Annotated in this window: 16 protein-coding genes; 12 read left to right on the forward strand and 4 right to left on the reverse strand. The window is 40.6% G+C overall.

Annotated features, from left to right (window positions below; genetic code table 11):
- Positions 1-29: 29 nt before the first annotated feature.
- Positions 30-1709, forward strand: a complete 1680-nt coding sequence (locus CSV60_RS06940; protein WP_099636455.1) for a formate--tetrahydrofolate ligase — start codon at positions 30-32, stop codon at positions 1707-1709.
- Positions 1710-1890: 181 nt separating this feature from the next.
- Here the strand turns inward: CSV60_RS06940 and CSV60_RS06945 are convergent, their stop codons facing one another.
- Entirely contained in the window at positions 1891-3582 is a 1692-nt protein-coding gene (locus CSV60_RS06945; protein ID WP_099636456.1) for a M3 family oligoendopeptidase, read from the reverse strand.
- 168 nt (positions 3583-3750) lie between these two features.
- Between CSV60_RS06945 and CSV60_RS06950 the strand changes: the two genes are divergently transcribed.
- Entirely contained in the window at positions 3751-4038 is a 288-nt protein-coding gene (locus tag CSV60_RS06950; protein ID WP_099636457.1) for a DUF6509 family protein, read from the forward strand.
- Positions 4039-4148: 110 nt separating this feature from the next.
- Complete coding sequence (locus CSV60_RS06955) at positions 4149-5132, forward strand: NAD(P)/FAD-dependent oxidoreductase (protein ID WP_099636458.1); 984 nt, start codon at positions 4149-4151, stop codon at positions 5130-5132.
- Between the two features lie 118 nt (positions 5133-5250).
- Here the strand turns inward: CSV60_RS06955 and CSV60_RS06960 are convergent, their stop codons facing one another.
- A complete protein-coding gene (locus CSV60_RS06960; RefSeq protein ID WP_233189560.1) occupies positions 5251-6279 on the reverse strand; it encodes an NADP-dependent oxidoreductase in 1029 nt (342 codons plus the stop codon).
- A 279-nt stretch (positions 6280-6558) separates the two neighbouring features.
- Between CSV60_RS06960 and CSV60_RS06965 the strand changes: the two genes are divergently transcribed.
- From CSV60_RS06965 to pstB (CSV60_RS06990), 6 genes are all read left to right on the forward strand, one after another.
- Entirely contained in the window at positions 6559-7263 is a 705-nt protein-coding gene (locus CSV60_RS06965) for a response regulator transcription factor (protein ID WP_099636459.1), read from the forward strand.
- Positions 7264-7473: 210 nt separating this feature from the next.
- Positions 7474-8370 carry a phosphate ABC transporter substrate-binding protein PstS family protein gene (locus CSV60_RS06970; protein ID WP_099636460.1) on the forward strand — a complete coding sequence of 299 codons (897 nt, stop codon included), beginning with the start codon at positions 7474-7476 and terminating at the stop codon, positions 8368-8370.
- Between the two features lie 43 nt (positions 8371-8413).
- Positions 8414-9343: a phosphate ABC transporter permease subunit PstC gene (gene pstC / locus CSV60_RS06975; RefSeq protein ID WP_099636461.1), complete on the forward strand. Its 930-nt coding sequence runs from the start codon at positions 8414-8416 to the stop codon at positions 9341-9343.
- A complete protein-coding gene (gene pstA, locus CSV60_RS06980; RefSeq protein ID WP_099629687.1) occupies positions 9343-10227 on the forward strand; it encodes a phosphate ABC transporter permease PstA in 885 nt (294 codons plus the stop codon). Before pstC ends, pstA begins: the two co-directional genes overlap by 1 nt.
- A gap of 42 nt (positions 10228-10269) precedes the next feature.
- A complete protein-coding gene (gene pstB, locus CSV60_RS06985; protein ID WP_099636496.1) occupies positions 10270-11070 on the forward strand; it encodes a phosphate ABC transporter ATP-binding protein PstB in 801 nt (266 codons plus the stop codon).
- Between the two features lie 11 nt (positions 11071-11081).
- Complete coding sequence (gene pstB / locus CSV60_RS06990) at positions 11082-11858, forward strand: phosphate ABC transporter ATP-binding protein PstB (RefSeq protein ID WP_099629688.1); 777 nt, start codon at positions 11082-11084, stop codon at positions 11856-11858.
- A 91-nt stretch (positions 11859-11949) separates the two neighbouring features.
- Here pstB (CSV60_RS06990) and trhO read toward each other — a convergent pair whose 3' ends face one another.
- Entirely contained in the window at positions 11950-12924 is a 975-nt protein-coding gene (gene trhO, locus CSV60_RS06995; protein ID WP_099636462.1) for an oxygen-dependent tRNA uridine(34) hydroxylase TrhO, read from the reverse strand.
- Between the two features lie 402 nt (positions 12925-13326).
- Between trhO and CSV60_RS07000 the strand changes: the two genes are divergently transcribed.
- Together CSV60_RS07000 and CSV60_RS07005 are read left to right on the forward strand one after the other, a co-directional pair.
- On the forward strand, positions 13327-14703 hold the full coding sequence (locus CSV60_RS07000; protein WP_099636463.1) for a polysaccharide deacetylase family protein: 1377 nt from the start codon (positions 13327-13329) through the stop codon (positions 14701-14703).
- 192 nt (positions 14704-14895) lie between these two features.
- Positions 14896-15711: a DUF368 domain-containing protein gene (locus CSV60_RS07005; RefSeq protein ID WP_099636464.1), complete on the forward strand. Its 816-nt coding sequence runs from the start codon at positions 14896-14898 to the stop codon at positions 15709-15711.
- A 48-nt stretch (positions 15712-15759) separates the two neighbouring features.
- Here CSV60_RS07005 and CSV60_RS07010 read toward each other — a convergent pair whose 3' ends face one another.
- Positions 15760-17184, reverse strand: coding sequence for a catalase (locus tag CSV60_RS07010; RefSeq protein WP_233189568.1), 1425 nt, complete (start codon positions 17182-17184; stop codon positions 15760-15762).
- 335 nt (positions 17185-17519) lie between these two features.
- Here CSV60_RS07010 and CSV60_RS07015 point away from each other — a divergent pair, with 335 nt between their 5' ends.
- A complete protein-coding gene (locus CSV60_RS07015) occupies positions 17520-18014 on the forward strand; it encodes a hypothetical protein (protein WP_099636466.1) in 495 nt (164 codons plus the stop codon).
- Positions 18015-18381: the final 367 nt, after the last annotated feature.

Genomic DNA, 18381 nt, shown 5'->3' on the forward strand with positions numbered 1-18381 from the left:
ATACCCTGTATAGAAAGGCAGTGGAAGTAGTGACGAAAGAAGTAAAGACACTGACAGACCTGGAAATCGCTTCAAAAGCAATTATGCAACCAATTGAAGACATAGCATCCAAAGCAGGAATTCCCTTGGATGCATTGGAGCTATATGGTAAATATAAAGCAAAAATTAATGTAGATCTTATTCCCAAAAAAACTACACAAGCAAAGATCGTACTCGTAACGGCTACAAGTCCAACACCAGCTGGAGAAGGAAAATCGACAGTGACAGTGGGTCTTGGTGATGCGCTTTCTCGTTTAGGTAAGAAAACTATGATTGCATTGCGTGAACCTTCATTAGGACCCGTAATGGGTATCAAAGGTGGAGCAACGGGTGGCGGCTTCTCCCAAGTTCTGCCTATGGAAGACATCAATTTGCACTTTACTGGAGACCTTCATGCCATTACAACGGTTAATAACGCGTTGAGCGCTATGATCGATAACCATTTGCATCAAGGCAATGCGTTAAAGATCGATCCTCGTCGTATTACATGGAAACGCGTCATGGATATGAATGACCGTGCGCTCCGCCATGTAACAATTGGTTTGGGTGGACCAGCACAAGGCGTACCACGTGAAGATGGTTTTGATATTACAGTAGCATCCGAAATCATGGCTGTATTCTGTCTGGCGACTAGCTTACAAGACTTAAAAGAGCGTTTGTCCGAAATAGTCATCGGCTATACGTATGAAAAAGAAGCCGTGACTGTGCGTGATTTAGGTGTAGAAGGTGCGTTGACACTTCTGCTAAAAGATGCATTCAAACCTAACCTCGTTCAAACGATCGAAGGCACACCAGCTTTCATTCACGGTGGACCGTTTGCAAATATTGCCCATGGATGTAACTCGTTAATTGCAACGAATACAGCGCGTAATCTGGCTGACTATGTCGTGACAGAAGCAGGATTTGGATCCGATTTAGGTGCGGAGAAATTTATGGATATTAAAGCACGCATCGGTAAATTTCAGCCAAATGCAGTCGTTCTTGTAACGACAATTCGTGCGCTCAAAATGCACGGCGGAGTTGCAAAACAGGATTTAAAAGTAGAGAATAGTCAAGCTGTAGAAAATGGTTTAGTTAACTTGGAAAAGCATGTCGAAACGATTCTATCGTTCGGGGTGGAACCTATTGTCGCGCTCAATCATTTTGTTGGCGACTCTAATAGTGAACTTCAGGTAGTACTAAAGTGGTGTCAGGAGAATAATGTAAAAGTCGCTTTAACTGATGTGTGGCAAGATGGTGGAGCGGGCGGTGAAGCATTGGCGAGAGAAGTTCTGAAAGTGATGGAAGAGCCAAATAATTTCGCGCCGATTTATGAAGTAGAGCAATCTGTAGAAGAAAAACTCACAGCGATTGTTCAAATAGTATATGGTGGCGCAGGCATTATATTTACCGATCAGGCAAAGAAAGATTTAGCCGAAATCAAAAAGAATGGCTGGGATTTGTTACCGGTCTGTATGGCAAAGACGCAGTACTCGTTTTCCGATGATCCAAAAAAGTTAGGACGTCCAACAGACTTTTTGATCACAATCCGCAATATCTTACCGAAACTCGGAGCAGGTTTCTTAGTTTGTCTGACCGGCGACATCATGACTATGCCTGGTTTACCAAAAAAACCAGCAGCGCTCAATATGGATGTCGATTCGGCAGGTAATGCCAAAGGGTTAATGTAATTTCTTTCTATAGTAGTGAAATGATAAGCAAAGAGCCAGTACGGCTTTTTGCTTTTTTAGTAAAAGTAGGTAAGTAAAAGAAGTGATCAATATTCTTAATGCCCCTCGGTTGGATCATAAATAGGATGTACAGAAAGTCGTCGACATGACATTCTGTACATCCTTTTGTGTTCCTATAAAATCAAGAAATCTGATGATCAACAAGCCATTCGCCAATGAAATCCATTATCGATTCAACCGTTCCATCTTCGAACGGTGATCTTAAATGGGCCGTTGTAACGAGTTCTAAAAATGATTTACTTCCGCCCAATTGACACAGTGCCAAATAATCTGTCCATGCTTCGTCGAAATCATGTAAAGATCGTTGCCAAAATTGAAGCGCACAAATTTGCGCCAAAGCATAATCAATATAATAAAACGGCGCTTCATAGATATGACCTTGTCTTTGCCAAAAACCGCCTTGTTCTAAATAGGGATGTCCATCATAATCCCGATTAGGTAAATAAATGGTTTCGATATCTTTCCATACCGCTTTACGTTCACTTGGTGTCATGTCAGGATTGTCATAGATGCGTTGCTGAAACTCATCCACCGCAACTCCATAAGGTAAAAACAATACACTTTCAAGTAAGTGTGCATAACGATAACGGTCTGCATCGCTTCCAAAAAAGCGATCCATCCAGTACCAAGTGAAAAACTCCATACTCATGGAATGAATTTCTGCTGCTTCAGTCGTTGGCCAAATGTATTCGGGGATGCCAATTGAACGACTCGAATAGACTTGGAATGCATGGCCTGCTTCATGCGTCAAAACGTCAATATCACTTGAAGTTCCATTAAAATTAGAGAAGATGAACGGGGAATCATAATTATCTATAAATGTACAATAGCCGCCAGCTTCTTTGCCTTTTTTCGCCACCAAATCCAATAGGTTTTTACGTTTCATATAATCAAAAAAGCGTCCGGTTTCACGCGATAGCCCCTGATACATTTTTTGTCCATTTTCTAAAATCCATTCAGGAGAACCTTTAGGTTGAGGGTTTCCCTCGGGGTAATGCAAAGGTTCATCATAAAACTTCATTTGTGAGATCCCTATTCTCCGACTTTGCATACCACGAATCTTCTCAGCCAATGGTACTACATGTGTTCGAATTTGATTTCGGAAGTGTTCCATCATATATGCATCATAGCCAATCCTGTCCATACGTATATATCCTAGTTCTGTAAAAGTTTTAAATCCGAGTGTTGTAGCGATTTCATGACGCACGGCAACGAGACGATCAAAAATTCTATCGAAATGCTCTTCATTTGACGCATAGAAATCAGCAGTGGCATTCATAGCATCTTTTCTAACCGAGCGATCAAGTGACTCTTTAAATGGTCCAAGTTGTGCCAATGTCAGCGTTTTGCCGTGAAACTCGATTTGTGCTGAAGCTACGAGGTTCGAGTACTCGGAAACTAATTTGTTTTCCCGTTGTAAAAGAGGCAAGACTTCATCTGAATACGAATGAATGGCATTCTCCGCAAGCTTAAATAGCTGTGGCCCCCATTTGTCTTCTAATTGTGCTCGGAAAGGCGTAGAGATTACAGCTTGGTAATAATCGCTTTGCAAGGCTTGGAATTGTGGCCCAATCACATCAAAATACTCCCGTTCATCTTGATAAAAGCCATCATTCGTATCAATTGAAGAACGGATATACATGATATTTTCGGCCGTACTAAAATCACTCGTCAACATGTTTATATGCTCCATTATTTCAGCTTGATCATCAAATGAGTTTGCTTGCTTAAACTGTTCAAGTGCAGTCTTGAATTCTGTTTGTAGTTTTTCGATATCCGGGCGTGTATACTCATACTCTTCAAAAGTAAGCATTGCACTCCTCCTAGTTCGTATAGTGTGACTATCCCTCCATTTTCTAGCAACGAGTAAAGAAAAGCAAACTATTTATCGAAAGTGACGTTCATAAATTGCCACAATCTTATGAAATGATGTAGGATAGAGAGAGTAAACTCTAAGTGAGCGGGAAGAAGGAGAAATTGAATGCAAATAGTAAATGGTAAAGTACAAGAACTGGTGGATCCAACAGGTATAATCGATGGTCAGCGCTACGAATTTCTTTTGACAGTTAAGTTAGATGAAGAAGATGAACTGTTTAATGAAGAGGGTACTGGCTTACGTATGCTATATTCTGTGAAGGATGGCGAGCGAAAGATGCTTACGTACCAATTTTATGAATTGGCAACGGAAAGCCCATTCGACGTGGAATGGGACGAAGAAGAACAAGCATCAGCAGAGCAATACTGTAATGAACATTTTCCGGAAATCTAAATACAAATTAGATGTTATTCTCTTTAGAATAAGGGATAATAGACCAGTGAAACATAAGTGGTACACCCCAATAGCTTATCATTACAGAATTAATTATAGGAGTGTTTTAAATGAATCATGAAATAGTGGATATTACGATTATCGGCGGCGGCCCAACTGGATTGTTTTCTTCGTTCTACGCGGGTATGCGGGAGATGTCTGTCAAAATTATCGATAGTTTACCACAGCTTGGCGGCCAGTTGATCGAGCTATATCCTGATAAATACATTTATGATGTTGGCGGATTCCCTAAAGTTTTAGCAAAGGATTTAGTAGCAAACTTAGTGACGCAAGCGCATTATGCAAAACCTGAAATTTGTTTAGGGGAAGCAGCATTGTCCTTCGAAAAGAAGGATGATCACTTTGTTTTAACGACAGACAAAGGACAACATTTGACACGGACCATATTATTGACCGCAGGAATTGGGGCTTTTCAACCACGTAAAATCGGTTTGAAAGAAGAACCAACTTTTGAAGGCAAAACATTGCATTACGGTATTAAAGACTTGTCCATGTTTAAAGATCAAAATATCTGTGTGTGCGGCGGGGGAGACTCTGCACTCGATTGGGCATTGATGCTTGAAGATATCGCAAGTGAGGTAACACTAGTTCACCGTAGAGAACGTTTTACTGCGCATGAAACAAGTGTCAATCAACTACACGAATCTAGTGTGAATGTTTTAACATCACATGCTATAAGTGAGTTACATGGCGATGGAGACACATTGGATAAAGTCATTCTAAAGGAAAAAGACGGTAGCGTGAAAGAACTCACATTCGATCATGTTGTAGTCAATTACGGCAATATTTCTTCACTTGGCCCATTGAAAGACTGGGGTTTAGAAATGGATCGTAATTCTATTAAAGTGAACTCTCGCATGGAGACGAATATCGAAGGTATTTATGCTGCTGGTGACGTCACAACATACGATGGCAAAGTGAAATTGATTGCGGTAGGTATGGGTGAAGCACCAGTTGCAATCAGCCACGCGAAAGCATTCATAGATCCAAAAGCAAAAGTACAACCGTTGCACAGTACGAGCGTATTCGGTTAATAAAATAGTCTGCGCCTCGTATGGAAAGTTTTTCACTGTACAAGATGTTTTTTATGCCAGTAATATAAAAGGCTATCCTGAGAATTTCTCGGGATAGCCTTTTATCATTGCGACCTGGTTAGTGTTTCGTTGTTTTATAATCAGCGACCTTGACCAGTTGTTTACCTACATTGCTTCCATCGAATAAACCAAGAAACGCGTCTGGAATATTGTCGAAGCCTTCAACGATGGTTTCTTCATACTTCAGCTTGCCTTCTGATAGCCATTTACTTAAATCAGCTGATGCAGTAGCGAAGTCTGCTGCATAATCTCCTACGGTAAAGCCTTTCATCAAAGCGCTTGTTTTAATCATCATAGTTTGAAGACGCGGACCGATGTCTTGTTGTTCTTTATTGTAAGACGAAATAGCACCGCATAGTGCAATTCGCGCATGTTTATTTAGTAATGTAAAGACTGCATCTGTCACATCGCCACCGACATTGTCAAAATAGACATCCACACCGTCAGTTGCAGCTTTGGCCAAGTCTTCTTTAAAGCTATCCAGTTTATAATTGACTGCCTCATCAAAGCCGAGCTCATTTTTTAAGTACTCGATCTTTTCTTGTGAACCTGCAATTCCTATCACTTTGGCACCTTTCATTTTGGCGATTTGGCCTACTGCCGAACCGACTGCTCCAGCGGCACCAGAAACGACGACTGTTTCACCTGGTTGTGGTTTACCGATATCAAGTAACCCGAAGTATGCAGTGAGACCTGTCATGCCAAGGATACCTAAATGTGTAGAAATGGGGGCAATGTTGGGATCGATTTTACGAACTTCTTTCTCGGAAGCGGCCGTATATTCTGCCCAATTCAAGTTACCCACAACAACATCTCCAGCTTTAAATAAATTAGAAGTAGATTTCGTGACTTCGCCAACGACGCCACCGGCAATCACTTCATCCAACTTAAATGGGGGGATATATGATTTCGCATCTATCATTCTTCCTCGCATGTATGGGTCAACTGATACATATAGCGTACGAACCAGAACTTCATGATCTTTTAGTTGAGGCATAGGCTTTTCCGCAAAATTGAAAGTGTCCATAGTAGGCAAGCCTTTCGGTCTGTTAGCTAAATGAATTTCTCTTTGCATCTCTAGTGTCATAGTAATTCCTCCTGTTTTCATGTATATTTCAACTGTTAAACTAACTAAAAGTAAGCATAAGTTCAAGGGTACTAGGATGCGGAACTGATGTCAATTAATTGAACTAAGAAGAAAACTTCAACCTTCTATATAGCAACAGATCAAGTTTTTTCATTTGAATATATCACCAAATATATAGAACAATTATCGATTTGAGTGGACATTTTCTTGACGTCAAAGTAGAGTAGAGACGTAGACTTTCTGAAAAATTAATGAACTAGTCGTAAAGGAGCTAACCAGATGAAAAAGGTTTTGGTTGTGGAAGATGAACAATCGATAGCTACTCTTTTGCAATACAACTTGGAGCAGGCAGGATACACCGTTTGCATAGCACGAGATGGCAATACAGCAATTTCTATGACGCTTTCCGAAGAACCAGATTTATTGTTGCTCGATATTATGCTACCTGGCATGGACGGCATGGACGTATGCAAGAAACTTCGTCAGGAAAAAATTCATACACCTATTTTAATGTTGACGGCGAAGGGCGATGAATTTGATAAAGTGCTTGGGCTCGAACTTGGAGCAGATGACTACCTAACAAAACCATTTAGTCCACGAGAGGTGCTAGCGCGTGTGAAAGCCATCTTGCGCAGAATTGAGTTACAGAATTCTACACAAGAAAAAGTACTGGAAACGGAACTAAGTCATGGACGTTTACTAGTTTATCCAGATCGAATTGAAGCCTTTTTGGATGGAAGCCCTTTAGAATTGACTCCAAAAGAATTTGAACTACTTTTATACTTAATGCGACATTCAGGTAAAGTACTACACCGTGAGCAGTTGCTAAATGCGATATGGAATTATGACTACACTGGAGATTCTCGTATAGTAGATGTTCATATTAGTCACCTTAGGGAGAAAATTGAACGAGATACAAAAAGTCCGGTCTATATTAAGACTGTCAGAGGATTTGGTTATAAATTTGAAGAAGAGATAAACTGAATATTTTAGATACATACGAATGCTGAAGACGAATCCATAGAGGGTTGTGTCTTTGGCTTTTTATATTACAGAGATCCAGGGAATGATCTTTCTACACACAACCTTTACACAACCTTTACGTTTCATCCATCAGCCTTTAATATTCATTGTTTATAGTAAAGAAGCAGTAGAAAGTCACTACTAAAACGAAATATCTTAGGGGGCGCAGTGATGAGGAAACGAAACCGAATAACCGTATTGGTATTTGTTTTACTTTGTACGTGGGTGATCGCAGCTTGTAGTAGTCCGAAAGCAAGTAATAGTGAAAAGGAAGAAGCCAAACAACAAACTGAACCCATCACGGCAGTAGGGTCCAGTGCACTACAACCTTTAGTTGAAGCTGCAGCACAGCAGTTTGCGTTAAAAAATCCAGGTTCGGTTATAAACGTCCAAGGTGGAGGAAGCGGTACCGGGTTAAGTAAAATTAGCGAAGGGGCAGTAGATATTGGAAACTCAGATATATTCGCGGAAGAAAAAGAAGGCGTGGACGCGGGTAGCTTAGTCGACCATAAAGTTGCGGTTGTTGGAATGGGTCCAGTAAGTCATCCAGAAACGGGTGTAGAAGATGTGACGACTGAAGAATTGGTTGGAATCTTTACAGGGGAAATCACAAACTGGAAAGAACTTGGCGGGATGGATCAAGAAATAATGGTGATCAACCGTGCAAAAGGATCCGGAACACGCGCTACTTTTGAAGCATTAGTATTGCAAGGAAAACAACCACTCGAGGCACAAGAACAAGATTCTTCGGGTACGGTACGAAAAATTGTCAGTGAAACGCCGGGAGCAATCAGCTACTTAGCATTTTCTTACTTCGATGAAACGACTACAGCTCTACGGGTTAATGGCGTGACGCCAAACCAAGAAAATGTTGAATCAAATAAATGGGAAATTTGGGCTTACCAGCATATGTATACAAATGGAGAAGCAAAGGGTCTCGCAAAAGACTTGATCGATTATATACTTTCCGATGATGTACAGGAAACTATACTTCCCGAAATGGACTACTTACCGGTAACGGGGATGCAAGTAGAGCGAGATGCGGAAGGAACTGTTACGAAAAAATGATAGAAACGTGTAAATTCCTCCTATCTCGAAAGGAGCGTACATGATGGCGAAGACAATCAAAGAGATAGAGCATCCATTGTACAGAAAAAGTAGTAAATTGCGTACAGAGCGATTCGGAAAATCGCTTACTTTCCTCGCAGTGGCCTTGACTGCAGCCGTCACTGCAGCCATTCTATTTCTAGTTTTTTCAAAAGGTTTATCTACATTCATTATGAATGATGGTAGTGTGAAAGACTTTTTTACAGGTACAACGTGGAACCCAGCGGAAGTAAATTCCCTAGGAAAACCTATTATCGGGGCCTTGCCGTTTATAGTAGGTTCATTGGCGATTACAGGAATATCCGCTTTAATTGCTGGACCACTTGCGATTGGCGCAGCTATTTTCATGAGCGAGATTGCGCCAAATGCAGGTAAGAGAATCATGCAGCCTGTGATCGAGTTGTTAGTAGGTATTCCTTCAGTTGTTTATGGATTTATTGGATTAAGTGTCGTCGTACCTTTTTTACGCGATCTATTTCCAGGTAGCGGATTTGGTATCGCAGCGGGGACTATTGTGTTATCTGTCATGATTTTACCGACAGTCACGAGTTTAGCGCTAGACGCTATTCAGTCAGTTCCACGTTCATTGCGTGAAGCATCGCTGGCGCTAGGTTCAACCAGATGGCAAATGATTTGTAAAGTTGTATTGAAAACTGCGAAACCTGGCCTACTGATGGCTATCATTTTCGGAATGGCGCGAGCATTTGGTGAAGCTCTAGCAGTTCAGATGGTTATTGGGAATGCGTCTGTCATTCCACATTCATTATTTGAACCAGCCTCCACGATTACTAGTATTTTAACAATGGGCATGGGATATACAGTGATGGGACAAGTGGAAAATAATGCGCTCTGGTCACTCGCGCTTATACTTTTACTGATGTCGCTATTCTTCACGATTATAGTACGAATGATTGGAAAGGGGAAAAGTACGTAATGTCAGCTAAAAGTACAGATCGGCTCGCTACGGCTGGGCTATACGTCATTGTAGGCATCATCATTACAGTTTTGGCAGGCTTGCTTGGATTTGTCTTTGTAAAAGGTATTCCTCAGCTGAGCTGGCAATTCATTACGACACCTCCTCAAATTTTCAAAGAAGGTGGCGGAGTGGGACCTCAATTATTTAACTCCTTTTATTTACTCGTTTTGACACTGATGATTGCAGTGCCGATTGCGATTGGTGCAGGGATTTATTTAGCTGAGTATGCGAGGGACCACTGGATCATTCGTTGTATTCGCGTACTGATTGAAGTGCTATCTTCATTACCTTCTATAGTAGTAGGATTATTCGGATTCCTCTTTTTCGTTTTGTATATGGGCTGGGGTTTTTCGATTTTATCCGGTGCCTTTGCACTTTCACTATTCAATCTCCCTTTGCTCGTACGAGTTGTAGAACAATCTATTCGTAACATACCGAAATCACAACGCGAAGCAGGATGGGCGCTTGGTTTTTCAAAATGGGAAACGATTACGACCATCATACTTCCAGCAGCACTTCCTGGCATCGTGACGGGTGTCATATTAGCATCAGGAAGGGTATTCGGTGAGGCGGCTGCTTTGATTTACACAGCAGGAATGAGCACACCGATTATAGATTTCACCAATTGGAATCCGTTGTCCCCAACATCTCCTTTAAATCCATTTAGGCCGGCTGAAACATTGGCCGTTCACATTTGGAAAATTAACGGTGAAGGTATTATGCCAGACGCAGCAGCAATCTCTGACGGAGCAGCGGCATTATTGATCATCTCGATTTTATTCTTTAATTTCACATCACGCTTTATCGGGAACTTGATGTTTAAAAAAATGGGTGCCAATTAAAGGAGGATATGTATGCAATCGGTCGCTTTACAGCCTGTCAAAATGAAAACGAATAGAGTTAAATTAGTGGACAGTCCTGATTTCCACCGCAGTTCAGTGTTGCAAACTACCGATTTATCAGTATATTATGGTGGACATTGTGCTGTTAATGAAGTCAGTCTATCATTCCCAAAACAATCCGTTACGGCATTGATCGGTCCGTCGGGATGTGGGAAATCAACTTTCCTGCGTTCTATTAATCGCATGAATGATGACATAGACTCATGTCGTACGGAAGGAAAAATTTATTATGAAGGAGTAGACTTGCATTCACCCAATGTGAATTTACATGAAATACGCAAACAGATTGGAATGGTATTTCAAAGACCTGTTCCGTTTGCCAAATCTATTTTTAAGAATGTTGCAGCTGGACCTCTGCGCTACGGAGTGAAGGACAAGCGAGAATTACAAGGAATTGTAGAAGAAAATCTAAAAAAAGCAGCACTGTGGGAAGAAGTGAAAGATCAACTACATACATCCGCTTTACGCCTTTCAGGTGGGCAACAACAACGACTTTGTATTGCCAGAGCACTTGCAATGCAACCGAGCGTTTTATTACTAGATGAACCTGCATCTGCACTTGATCCCGTGTCGACCGCAAAAATCGAAGAACTGATATCACAATTAAAAAGAAATTATACGATCGTGATCGTCACACATAATATGCAACAAGCGGCACGTGTTTCGGATGAAGTAGCGTATTTTTATATGGGGCGTGTCATTGAGCATGGATCCACTGAACAGATTTTTACTAATCCAATTCATGAACAAACGGCACATTATATAAATGGACACATTGGATAGGGGAGATTGAAATGAATGTAGTGGAAACTATCGAACGATCAGTCATCCAAACAGAAAATCTACAATTTTATTATGGTACTCACCATGCATTAAAAAATATCAATCTGAAGTTTGAAGAGAAGAAAATTACGGCACTTATCGGACCATCGGGATGTGGAAAATCAACTTTTTTGCGGACAATGAACCGTATGAATGATCTGATTCCCGGAGTGAGGACAGAAGGGGCAATTTGGATTGGTAATGAAAATATAACGGAACCATCTATTGATCCAGTGGAATTGCGAAAAAAAGTAGGAATGGTATTTCAACATGCGTCGGTCTTTCCGTTCTCAATTTATGAAAACATTGCATATGGACCCCGTACTCATGGAGAAAGGAATAAAAAAGTATTGGATGAGATCGTAGAAGAGAATCTGCGCGCCGCTGCTTTATGGGATGAAGTAAAAGATCACTTGGATCATCCCGCTACAGGTCTTTCGGGCGGACAACAGCAACGGTTAACGATTGCACGAACATTAGCGACCAAGCCAGAGATTTTATTAATGGATGAACCTACTTCAGCTCTTGATCCAATCTCTACCGCCAAAGTAGAAGACTTGATCCGAACATTAAAAGAGCGCTATACGATCATTATCGTAACGCATAATATGCAACAAGCTGCGCGAATATCCGATTTCACAGCTTTCTTCCTAAATGGAGAAGTAAAAGAGTATGGACAGACAGCCACATTATTTAGCAACCCTTTATTTTCCGAAACGAAAGATTATATAGCAGGAAAGTTTGGTTGAATTCAGGAAGAAAATACATGAATGTAGGTAACTCATTACATATTAAAGCAAACAGCCAGCTTCCTATAAAAGGATGCTGGCTGTTCGTGTATTAAGAAATGGTTTCATGAGCACGTGATGCTGTAATTTTGGCCATTCGTGCGTCGTATTCATCCACTGTCATATCGTGTTCAACAAAATAACGGTTACGAGGGTGTGTGCGGCAGTCGTCTGAACAACTGCGCATATAGAAATGTTCATTCTCTTCTGAGCATAGAATTTTTGCATTACACTCAGGATTTGCACAGTTTACATAGCGTTCACAAGGTGTGCCGTCAAAATGGTCGCGTCCTACGATGACGTGCTCTACTTGGTTGATCGGAACTGCGATACGCTCATCGAATACGTAGCATTGACCGTCCCATAACTGTCCTTTTGCTTTAGGGTCTTTACCGTAAGAAACGATACCGCCGTGCAAATGTGCTACATCTTCAAATCCTTCACGTTTCAACCAGCCAGTGAACTTCTCACAACGAATCCCGCCCGTACAATATGCAAGAATTTTCTTGCCTTCAAGCTGTTCTTTGTTTTCCATTACCCATTCAGGAAGATCACGGAAGTTTTCGACATCCGGGCGTATTGCACCACGGAAATGACCTAGGTCATACTCATAATCATTACGAGCATCCAAAACAACAGTGTTCTCATCTTGCATTTGTTTTAAGAACTCTTCAGGCTCCAAATATTCACCTGTAAGTTCTAAGGGATTGACATCTTCAGGTAAGCTGAGATTGACAATCTCTGGACGGAAGCGAACGTGCATTTTTTTGAATGCGTGACCGTCTGTTTCATCAATTTTAAACCACACATCAGCAAAACGTGGATCAGCTTTCATATGCTCCATATACGCATCCGTTTGTTCGATTGTTCCTGAACAAGTACCGTTGATGCCTTCTGCACCGACAAGAATACGTCCTTTTAATCCAGTTTGTTTACAGAATTCCAAATGTGAAGCCGCAAACTCTTCAGGCTCCTCGATTGTTACATACTTATAAAACAATAATACCCGATAGTCTTTCTCTTCCATGTAAATTACCGCCTTCTGTTTGATCTTTGCAATAGACAACAGCCGAGATCGGTGTGTACAAAGGGATAGTGTGTCCCTTGAACCCGAATTTGCAAGAATCGGGCCCAGAATAGTATAGCATAATTTCATTTTCGAGAAAAGGATTCAAAAAGCTATTTCACATAAAAATCTTTTTGAAAGGCAACACACCACTACACACAATTTTGTATCATCATGGATTTGTTGTATACTAGGAGATGGAAAAACCTTCATATAATTCAATTGAAATTAAAGGTAGCAGATTGTAAAATATTAAGGTGGAATACAGAATACTTTTGGAACGTAAAGGGTATAGTAATCCTATTGCTAGTAAACTGTAATTTATCATCCATGCTGGCGAATGTGTAGTAAAGGAGTCCTTTCATGAAAGATACAAATAAAAGACGTCGATCATCATGGATCGATAGTGCATTGATCATCACGATCATCACTTTACTATCTATTACGCTACTATTAATAGTGAATGTAATGAAGACTAAAGATACCACCTCTCCTAAACACGTAACAAATGAAATTATACCTGCGCCAAAACAAGAAGTGTCGGTTGAGTCGATTATATCGCCGTATCCAGGTATTAAAATGTTTACGGAGATACCTAAAGACTCACAGTATCCCTTTACCATTCGTTATCCTCAAACAGAATACGATGGCTTTAATAAGCAAGTGTTAGACTATGTAGATCAATTGAAAACAACCTATGCCAATGAACAACAAGAGGAAAATAGAGTGTCCAAGTTAGATGTATCTTTTGAAACGCTTCAGCACCTTTCGGGAAACTATTCTTTTGTTATGCGTGCTGTTACGTACTTTGCTGATCAAGATAGTCAAATGAAGATACAAACATTTCATATCAATCCTGAAACAGGAGATGAACTCAAGATTGAAGATATTGTGGATCATAATCTGGAAAAGCTAAAACGAATGGCGAGTGTAGTGCGTGATGAAATCCATCATAGTCCTTTGCTAGAAGGCGATGTGATTAAGGAAAGTGTATGGCAACCTACTGAACCTATGTGGGTAAACTATCGCAACTATGCCTTAACAGATGATTCATTATTTCTATACTTTGGGACAGGTGAATTTACAAAAAGGCAAGCTGGACCGGCAACTGTGGAAATCCCACTACGAAAATTGAATCCATTCCTAGCAAAGGAATTTCAAGTTGCAACTGATGACACTAAAAAGGAAAAGACTATTGCTTTGACGTTTGATGATGGTCCCGATCCAGTTTATACACTAAGAATTTTGGAGACACTTAAGAAATATAACGCAAAAGCTACCTTTTTTATGCTCGGCAACAGAGTTCATTCATATCCTTCAATTGCTAAGAAAGTGGCAGAAGCTGGGCATGAGATAGGTAACCACTCATGGAATCATCCTACCTTGACGGAGCTTACTGACGTGGCACTTCAAAGTGAAGTGAAAGGGACTTCCGATATCATTGAAGCGATCATCGGACACCCAGCAACTGTTTTCAGACCTCCATATGGTGCTGTAGATGATCGCGTACGGGAAAGCACGAAATTACCTGTCGTTTTATGGAATGTGGATACATTGGACTGGGATCATCATGACCCCGAACTGATATTAGAACATGTTGCACAAGATGCGCGTGCAGGCAGTATAATTTTAATGCATGATATTCATGAATCAACTGCAGATGGTCTGGATGCGGTACTTGAAAATCTGCAGTCTCAAGGCTATAAATTCGTGACAGTATCTGAAATGGATAATTATTAATGAGAAGTTGTTCCATTGTTTTTGTCTAACAATGGAACAACTTTTGTTTTGTACAGTCCTATTGATAGACAGAAATTTATATTCTGTCCAAATAGCTGTAACATATAGGGAAAATAAATAATGGTGAACTGTAATTAGTGCAGCACAGCATGATATACTATACGGAATGAAATCATTGGAGGAACAACGAGCATGGAATGGAGAAATTTATACCGCGGTTTTTTGATGGGCATCAGTGATCTGGTTCCCGGAGTAAGTGGCGGAACGATTGCATTTATATTAGGCATCTACGATCAGTTGCTTATTTCAATAAGTGGTTTTTTTAGTAAGGACTGGAAGAAGCATATTGGTTTCCTCATTCCGCTTGGTATCGGAATGGGTGCGACGATCATTCTATTCAGTAAAGTTATTTCATATTTACTAAAGCATTATCACGAACCTACTCAATACTTATTTTTAGGGTTAATTGTTGGTGTCATTCCATTTGTTTCAAAGCAAGCGGGACTGAGAACGAACTTTAAATTCCGTCATATTGTTTTGATGGTAATAGTGGCAGCGGCATTAGCTTCTACCGCTTTTATGAACCCTATTGATCCTATATCTATTACCCATCTAACAGTGAAAAATACCATCATTCTTTTCTTATCGGGATGGGCAGGTAGTATGGCGATGCTGTTGCCAGGTATTAGTGGGTCTTTCATTTTACTGTTACTAGGCGTTTATGCGACAGTCATTACGGCTATTTCAGACTTTAATATACCGATTATTATCGCGACAGGTTGTGGTATCGTCGTTGGGTTTATAATCAGCAGTAAACTAATACGCTACCTGCTTTCTAATTTCCATACCGGAATGTTTGCCGTAATTATAGGATTAATCATCGGGTCGGTCTTTGTGATTTATCCAGGCATGCCTGAAAGTGGTACGCCATTTGTCATGAGTGTTATTGCGGTTGTTCTTGGCCTTTTGATTGCTAATATATTAAATGGCGTAGGCGATAAAGCGTAGAATGCAAAAGCCGCTTGGGGAATTCCTCAAGCGGCTTTTCATATGGTTTTATTCTTCTACTATCGTTGTTGTATTTTCTATATCTACATCTGCCATGGGAATATCCAATGCTTTCGCTACACCTTCACCGTATTTCGGATCTGCCAGGTAGCAGTGACGGATATGCTTGATTTTGATCTCTCTCGGTGCGTCACCCATATTTCGTGCAGTATTCTCAAACAGACGCTGCTGCTCTTCTAGATTTAAAATATTAAATAGCTTTCCAGGCTGTGTGAAGTAGTCATCGTCATCTTCACGGAAGTCCCAGTGGTCTGCGTCGCCATGAATTTTTAGTGGCGGCTCTTTAAAGTCTGGCTGCTCTTGCCATTCACCATAGCTGTTTGGTTCATAGTGAAGAGTAGAACCTTTATTACCATCAACGCGCATTGCCCCATCACGGTGGAAGCTGTGGAACGGACATTTTGGTGCGTTGACGGGAATCTGATGATGATTGACACCTAAACGGTAACGTTGCGCATCGCCATAAGAGAACAGACGGGCTTGCAACATTTTATCAGGTGAGAACCCAATGCCTGGAACGACCGCGGCTGGTGTAAACGCGGCTTGCTCTACTTCAGCAAAGTAGTTTTCAGGGTTGCGGTTCAATTCGAATTCACCGACTTCAATTAAAGGGAAGTCCTTTTTATACCAAACTTTTGTTAAATCGAATGGATTATACGGCATTTCCATTGCTTCTTCTTCTGTCATAACTTGAATGTACATTTTCCACTTAGGGAAATTGCCATTGTCAATGTTACTCAGCAAATCGCGTTGAGAACTTTCACGATCCGTTGCAACAGTCGCTGCAGCTTCTTCATCTGTCATATTTTGGATACCTTGCTGGGAACGGAAATGGAACTTAACCCAGTGACGTTCATTGTTTTCATTGATCATACTGAATGTATGGCTACTAAATCCATGCATTTCGCGGTATGAACGGGGAATACCTCGGTCGCTCATTAAGATCGTGATCTGGTGTAGTGCTTCAGGAAGTCCAGTCCAGAAATCCCAGTTGTTTGTTGCGCTGCGCATGTTTGTACGTGGATCACGTTTGACTGCGTGATTCAAGTCTGGGAATTGCAAAGGATCGCGGAAGAAGAATACAGGTGTATTATTTCCGACCATATCCCAGTTTCCTTCTTCAGTATAGAACTTCAAAGAAAAACCGCGGATGTCGCGCTCTGCATCGGCTGCACCACGTTCGCCTGCAACTGTCGAGAAGCGTGCGAACATCTCCGTCTGTTTACCAATCTCGGAAAATAACTTTGCTTTCGTATACTTTGTAATATCATGCGTTACAGTGAAGGTGCCGTATGCTCCAGATCCTTTTGCATGCATACGACGCTCAGGAATAACTTCGCGATCAAAATGTGCTAATTTTTCAAGTAACCATACATCTTGTAATAGAACGGGACCTCTTGGACCAGCGGACATAGAGTTTTGATTATCAACTACTGGTGCTCCCGCAGCCGTTGTCAATTTTCTTTTTTGAGAATTATTATCATTATTAGTCAAAATACATTCCTCCTCAGTTGTTGGTTTGCAAACTATGAATATAATTGTATCAAAGCCTAATATTAAAAGAAAGGTTTATTTATAATTATTATAAACTAATAATCATTATTAATAGGTACAGGTTATTATGTACTGTATATTCATCATAATTTGTTGCCAACTATTTGTCTAGAAATACGATTTAGATTAAGTATTATAGTAGAATGATGTATAATAATGATAGAAAAAGTTTCACGTAGAAAGGATATCAATATATGTGCACTATGAAAAAGTGGTTTATTTATGCTATAGTACTAAGCTGTTTATCAATAGTGTTAGTCGCATGCAGCACGAAAGAACAAAGCGCAACGCCAGAAAAAACACCTGAACCTTCTCCTGTCATTCTAGAACAAGAGGAAGTGATTGTGGCGGCTGTTGAAGATGAAGAGTTATATCAGAATGTCGTAAGTCAGCTGGAGCAGGCAGGTTTCACTGTAGGCGAACCCGATGAAGCTGCGATTGATATGTTCAGAGCGGAAAGTGGCATGATCGTAACGATCAATGGGGATGCTTTACTTCCATTGCATCTCTATAAACTAGATCCATCTGACAAACGACTTGAAATAGTTGAAGAGACAGGAAATCTTCCTGTCTATATCGGCAGTAAGACAGAGCAGTTGGCCGTGATCAACGTAGATCACTTCATTATATATCTTCATAAAGGACATCCTGAGTATGATGAGGTTATGAAAGTACTAAATAACATTTAATTAAAACGACTTGCTTCCTAAAGGGGGAGTAGGTCGTTTTTTATATTCGAAGACTGCCATATTGTGTGAGGAGATATGGGTTTTCCAAAAGATCATAGTAACGGCTTAACCGCTCTATACAGTTATTTCCCCAATAATGAACTTCAATTGCAAGAAAGCCCCCTTGCAACAGAAACCCTAGTCTACTATTAGTAAATCTAGTTAGAAATACCACTGAAACCCAGTCATACCGCACTCTTTTACGCGTTGTTACAAAGCCGCCATAACTTATAGACAATTTGGTCATAAGTTTGCAGATTTGTAACAGGAATATCGTACATAGTTCACGAACTATTTTTTGTTCTGCGTTATTCTAGGTAATAGAACC

Source organism: Sporosarcina sp. P7, from assembly GCF_002743425.1.
Classification (GTDB): Bacteria; Bacillota; Bacilli; order Bacillales_A; family Planococcaceae; genus Sporosarcina.

Bases quoted from the DNA above. Each gene is read 5' to 3' on its own strand.
- CSV60_RS06945 (WP_099636456.1), bottom strand. From the start codon at position 3,582: ATGCTTACTTTTGAAGAGTATGAGTATACACGCCCGGATATCGAAAAA.
- CSV60_RS06950 (WP_099636457.1), top strand. From the start codon at position 3,751: ATGCAAATAGTAAATGGTAAAGTACAAGAACTGGTGGATCCAACAGGT.
- CSV60_RS06955 (WP_099636458.1), top strand. From the start codon at position 4,149: ATGAATCATGAAATAGTGGATATTACGATTATCGGCGGCGGCCCAACT.
- CSV60_RS06960 (WP_233189560.1), bottom strand. From the start codon at position 6,279: ATGACACTAGAGATGCAAAGAGAAATTCATTTAGCTAACAGACCGAAA.
- CSV60_RS06965 (WP_099636459.1), top strand. From the start codon at position 6,559: ATGAAAAAGGTTTTGGTTGTGGAAGATGAACAATCGATAGCTACTCTT.
- CSV60_RS06970 (WP_099636460.1), top strand. From the start codon at position 7,474: ATGAGGAAACGAAACCGAATAACCGTATTGGTATTTGTTTTACTTTGT.
- pstC (WP_099636461.1), top strand. From the start codon at position 8,414: ATGGCGAAGACAATCAAAGAGATAGAGCATCCATTGTACAGAAAAAGT.
- pstA (WP_099629687.1), top strand. From the start codon at position 9,343: ATGTCAGCTAAAAGTACAGATCGGCTCGCTACGGCTGGGCTATACGTC.
- pstB (WP_099636496.1), top strand. From the start codon at position 10,270: ATGAAAACGAATAGAGTTAAATTAGTGGACAGTCCTGATTTCCACCGC.
- pstB (WP_099629688.1), top strand. From the start codon at position 11,082: ATGAATGTAGTGGAAACTATCGAACGATCAGTCATCCAAACAGAAAAT.
- trhO (WP_099636462.1), bottom strand. From the start codon at position 12,924: ATGGAAGAGAAAGACTATCGGGTATTATTGTTTTATAAGTATGTAACA.
- CSV60_RS07000 (WP_099636463.1), top strand. From the start codon at position 13,327: ATGAAAGATACAAATAAAAGACGTCGATCATCATGGATCGATAGTGCA.
- CSV60_RS07005 (WP_099636464.1), top strand. From the start codon at position 14,896: ATGGAATGGAGAAATTTATACCGCGGTTTTTTGATGGGCATCAGTGAT.
- CSV60_RS07010 (WP_233189568.1), bottom strand. From the start codon at position 17,184: ATGTCCGCTGGTCCAAGAGGTCCCGTTCTATTACAAGATGTATGGTTA.
- CSV60_RS07015 (WP_099636466.1), top strand. From the start codon at position 17,520: ATGTGCACTATGAAAAAGTGGTTTATTTATGCTATAGTACTAAGCTGT.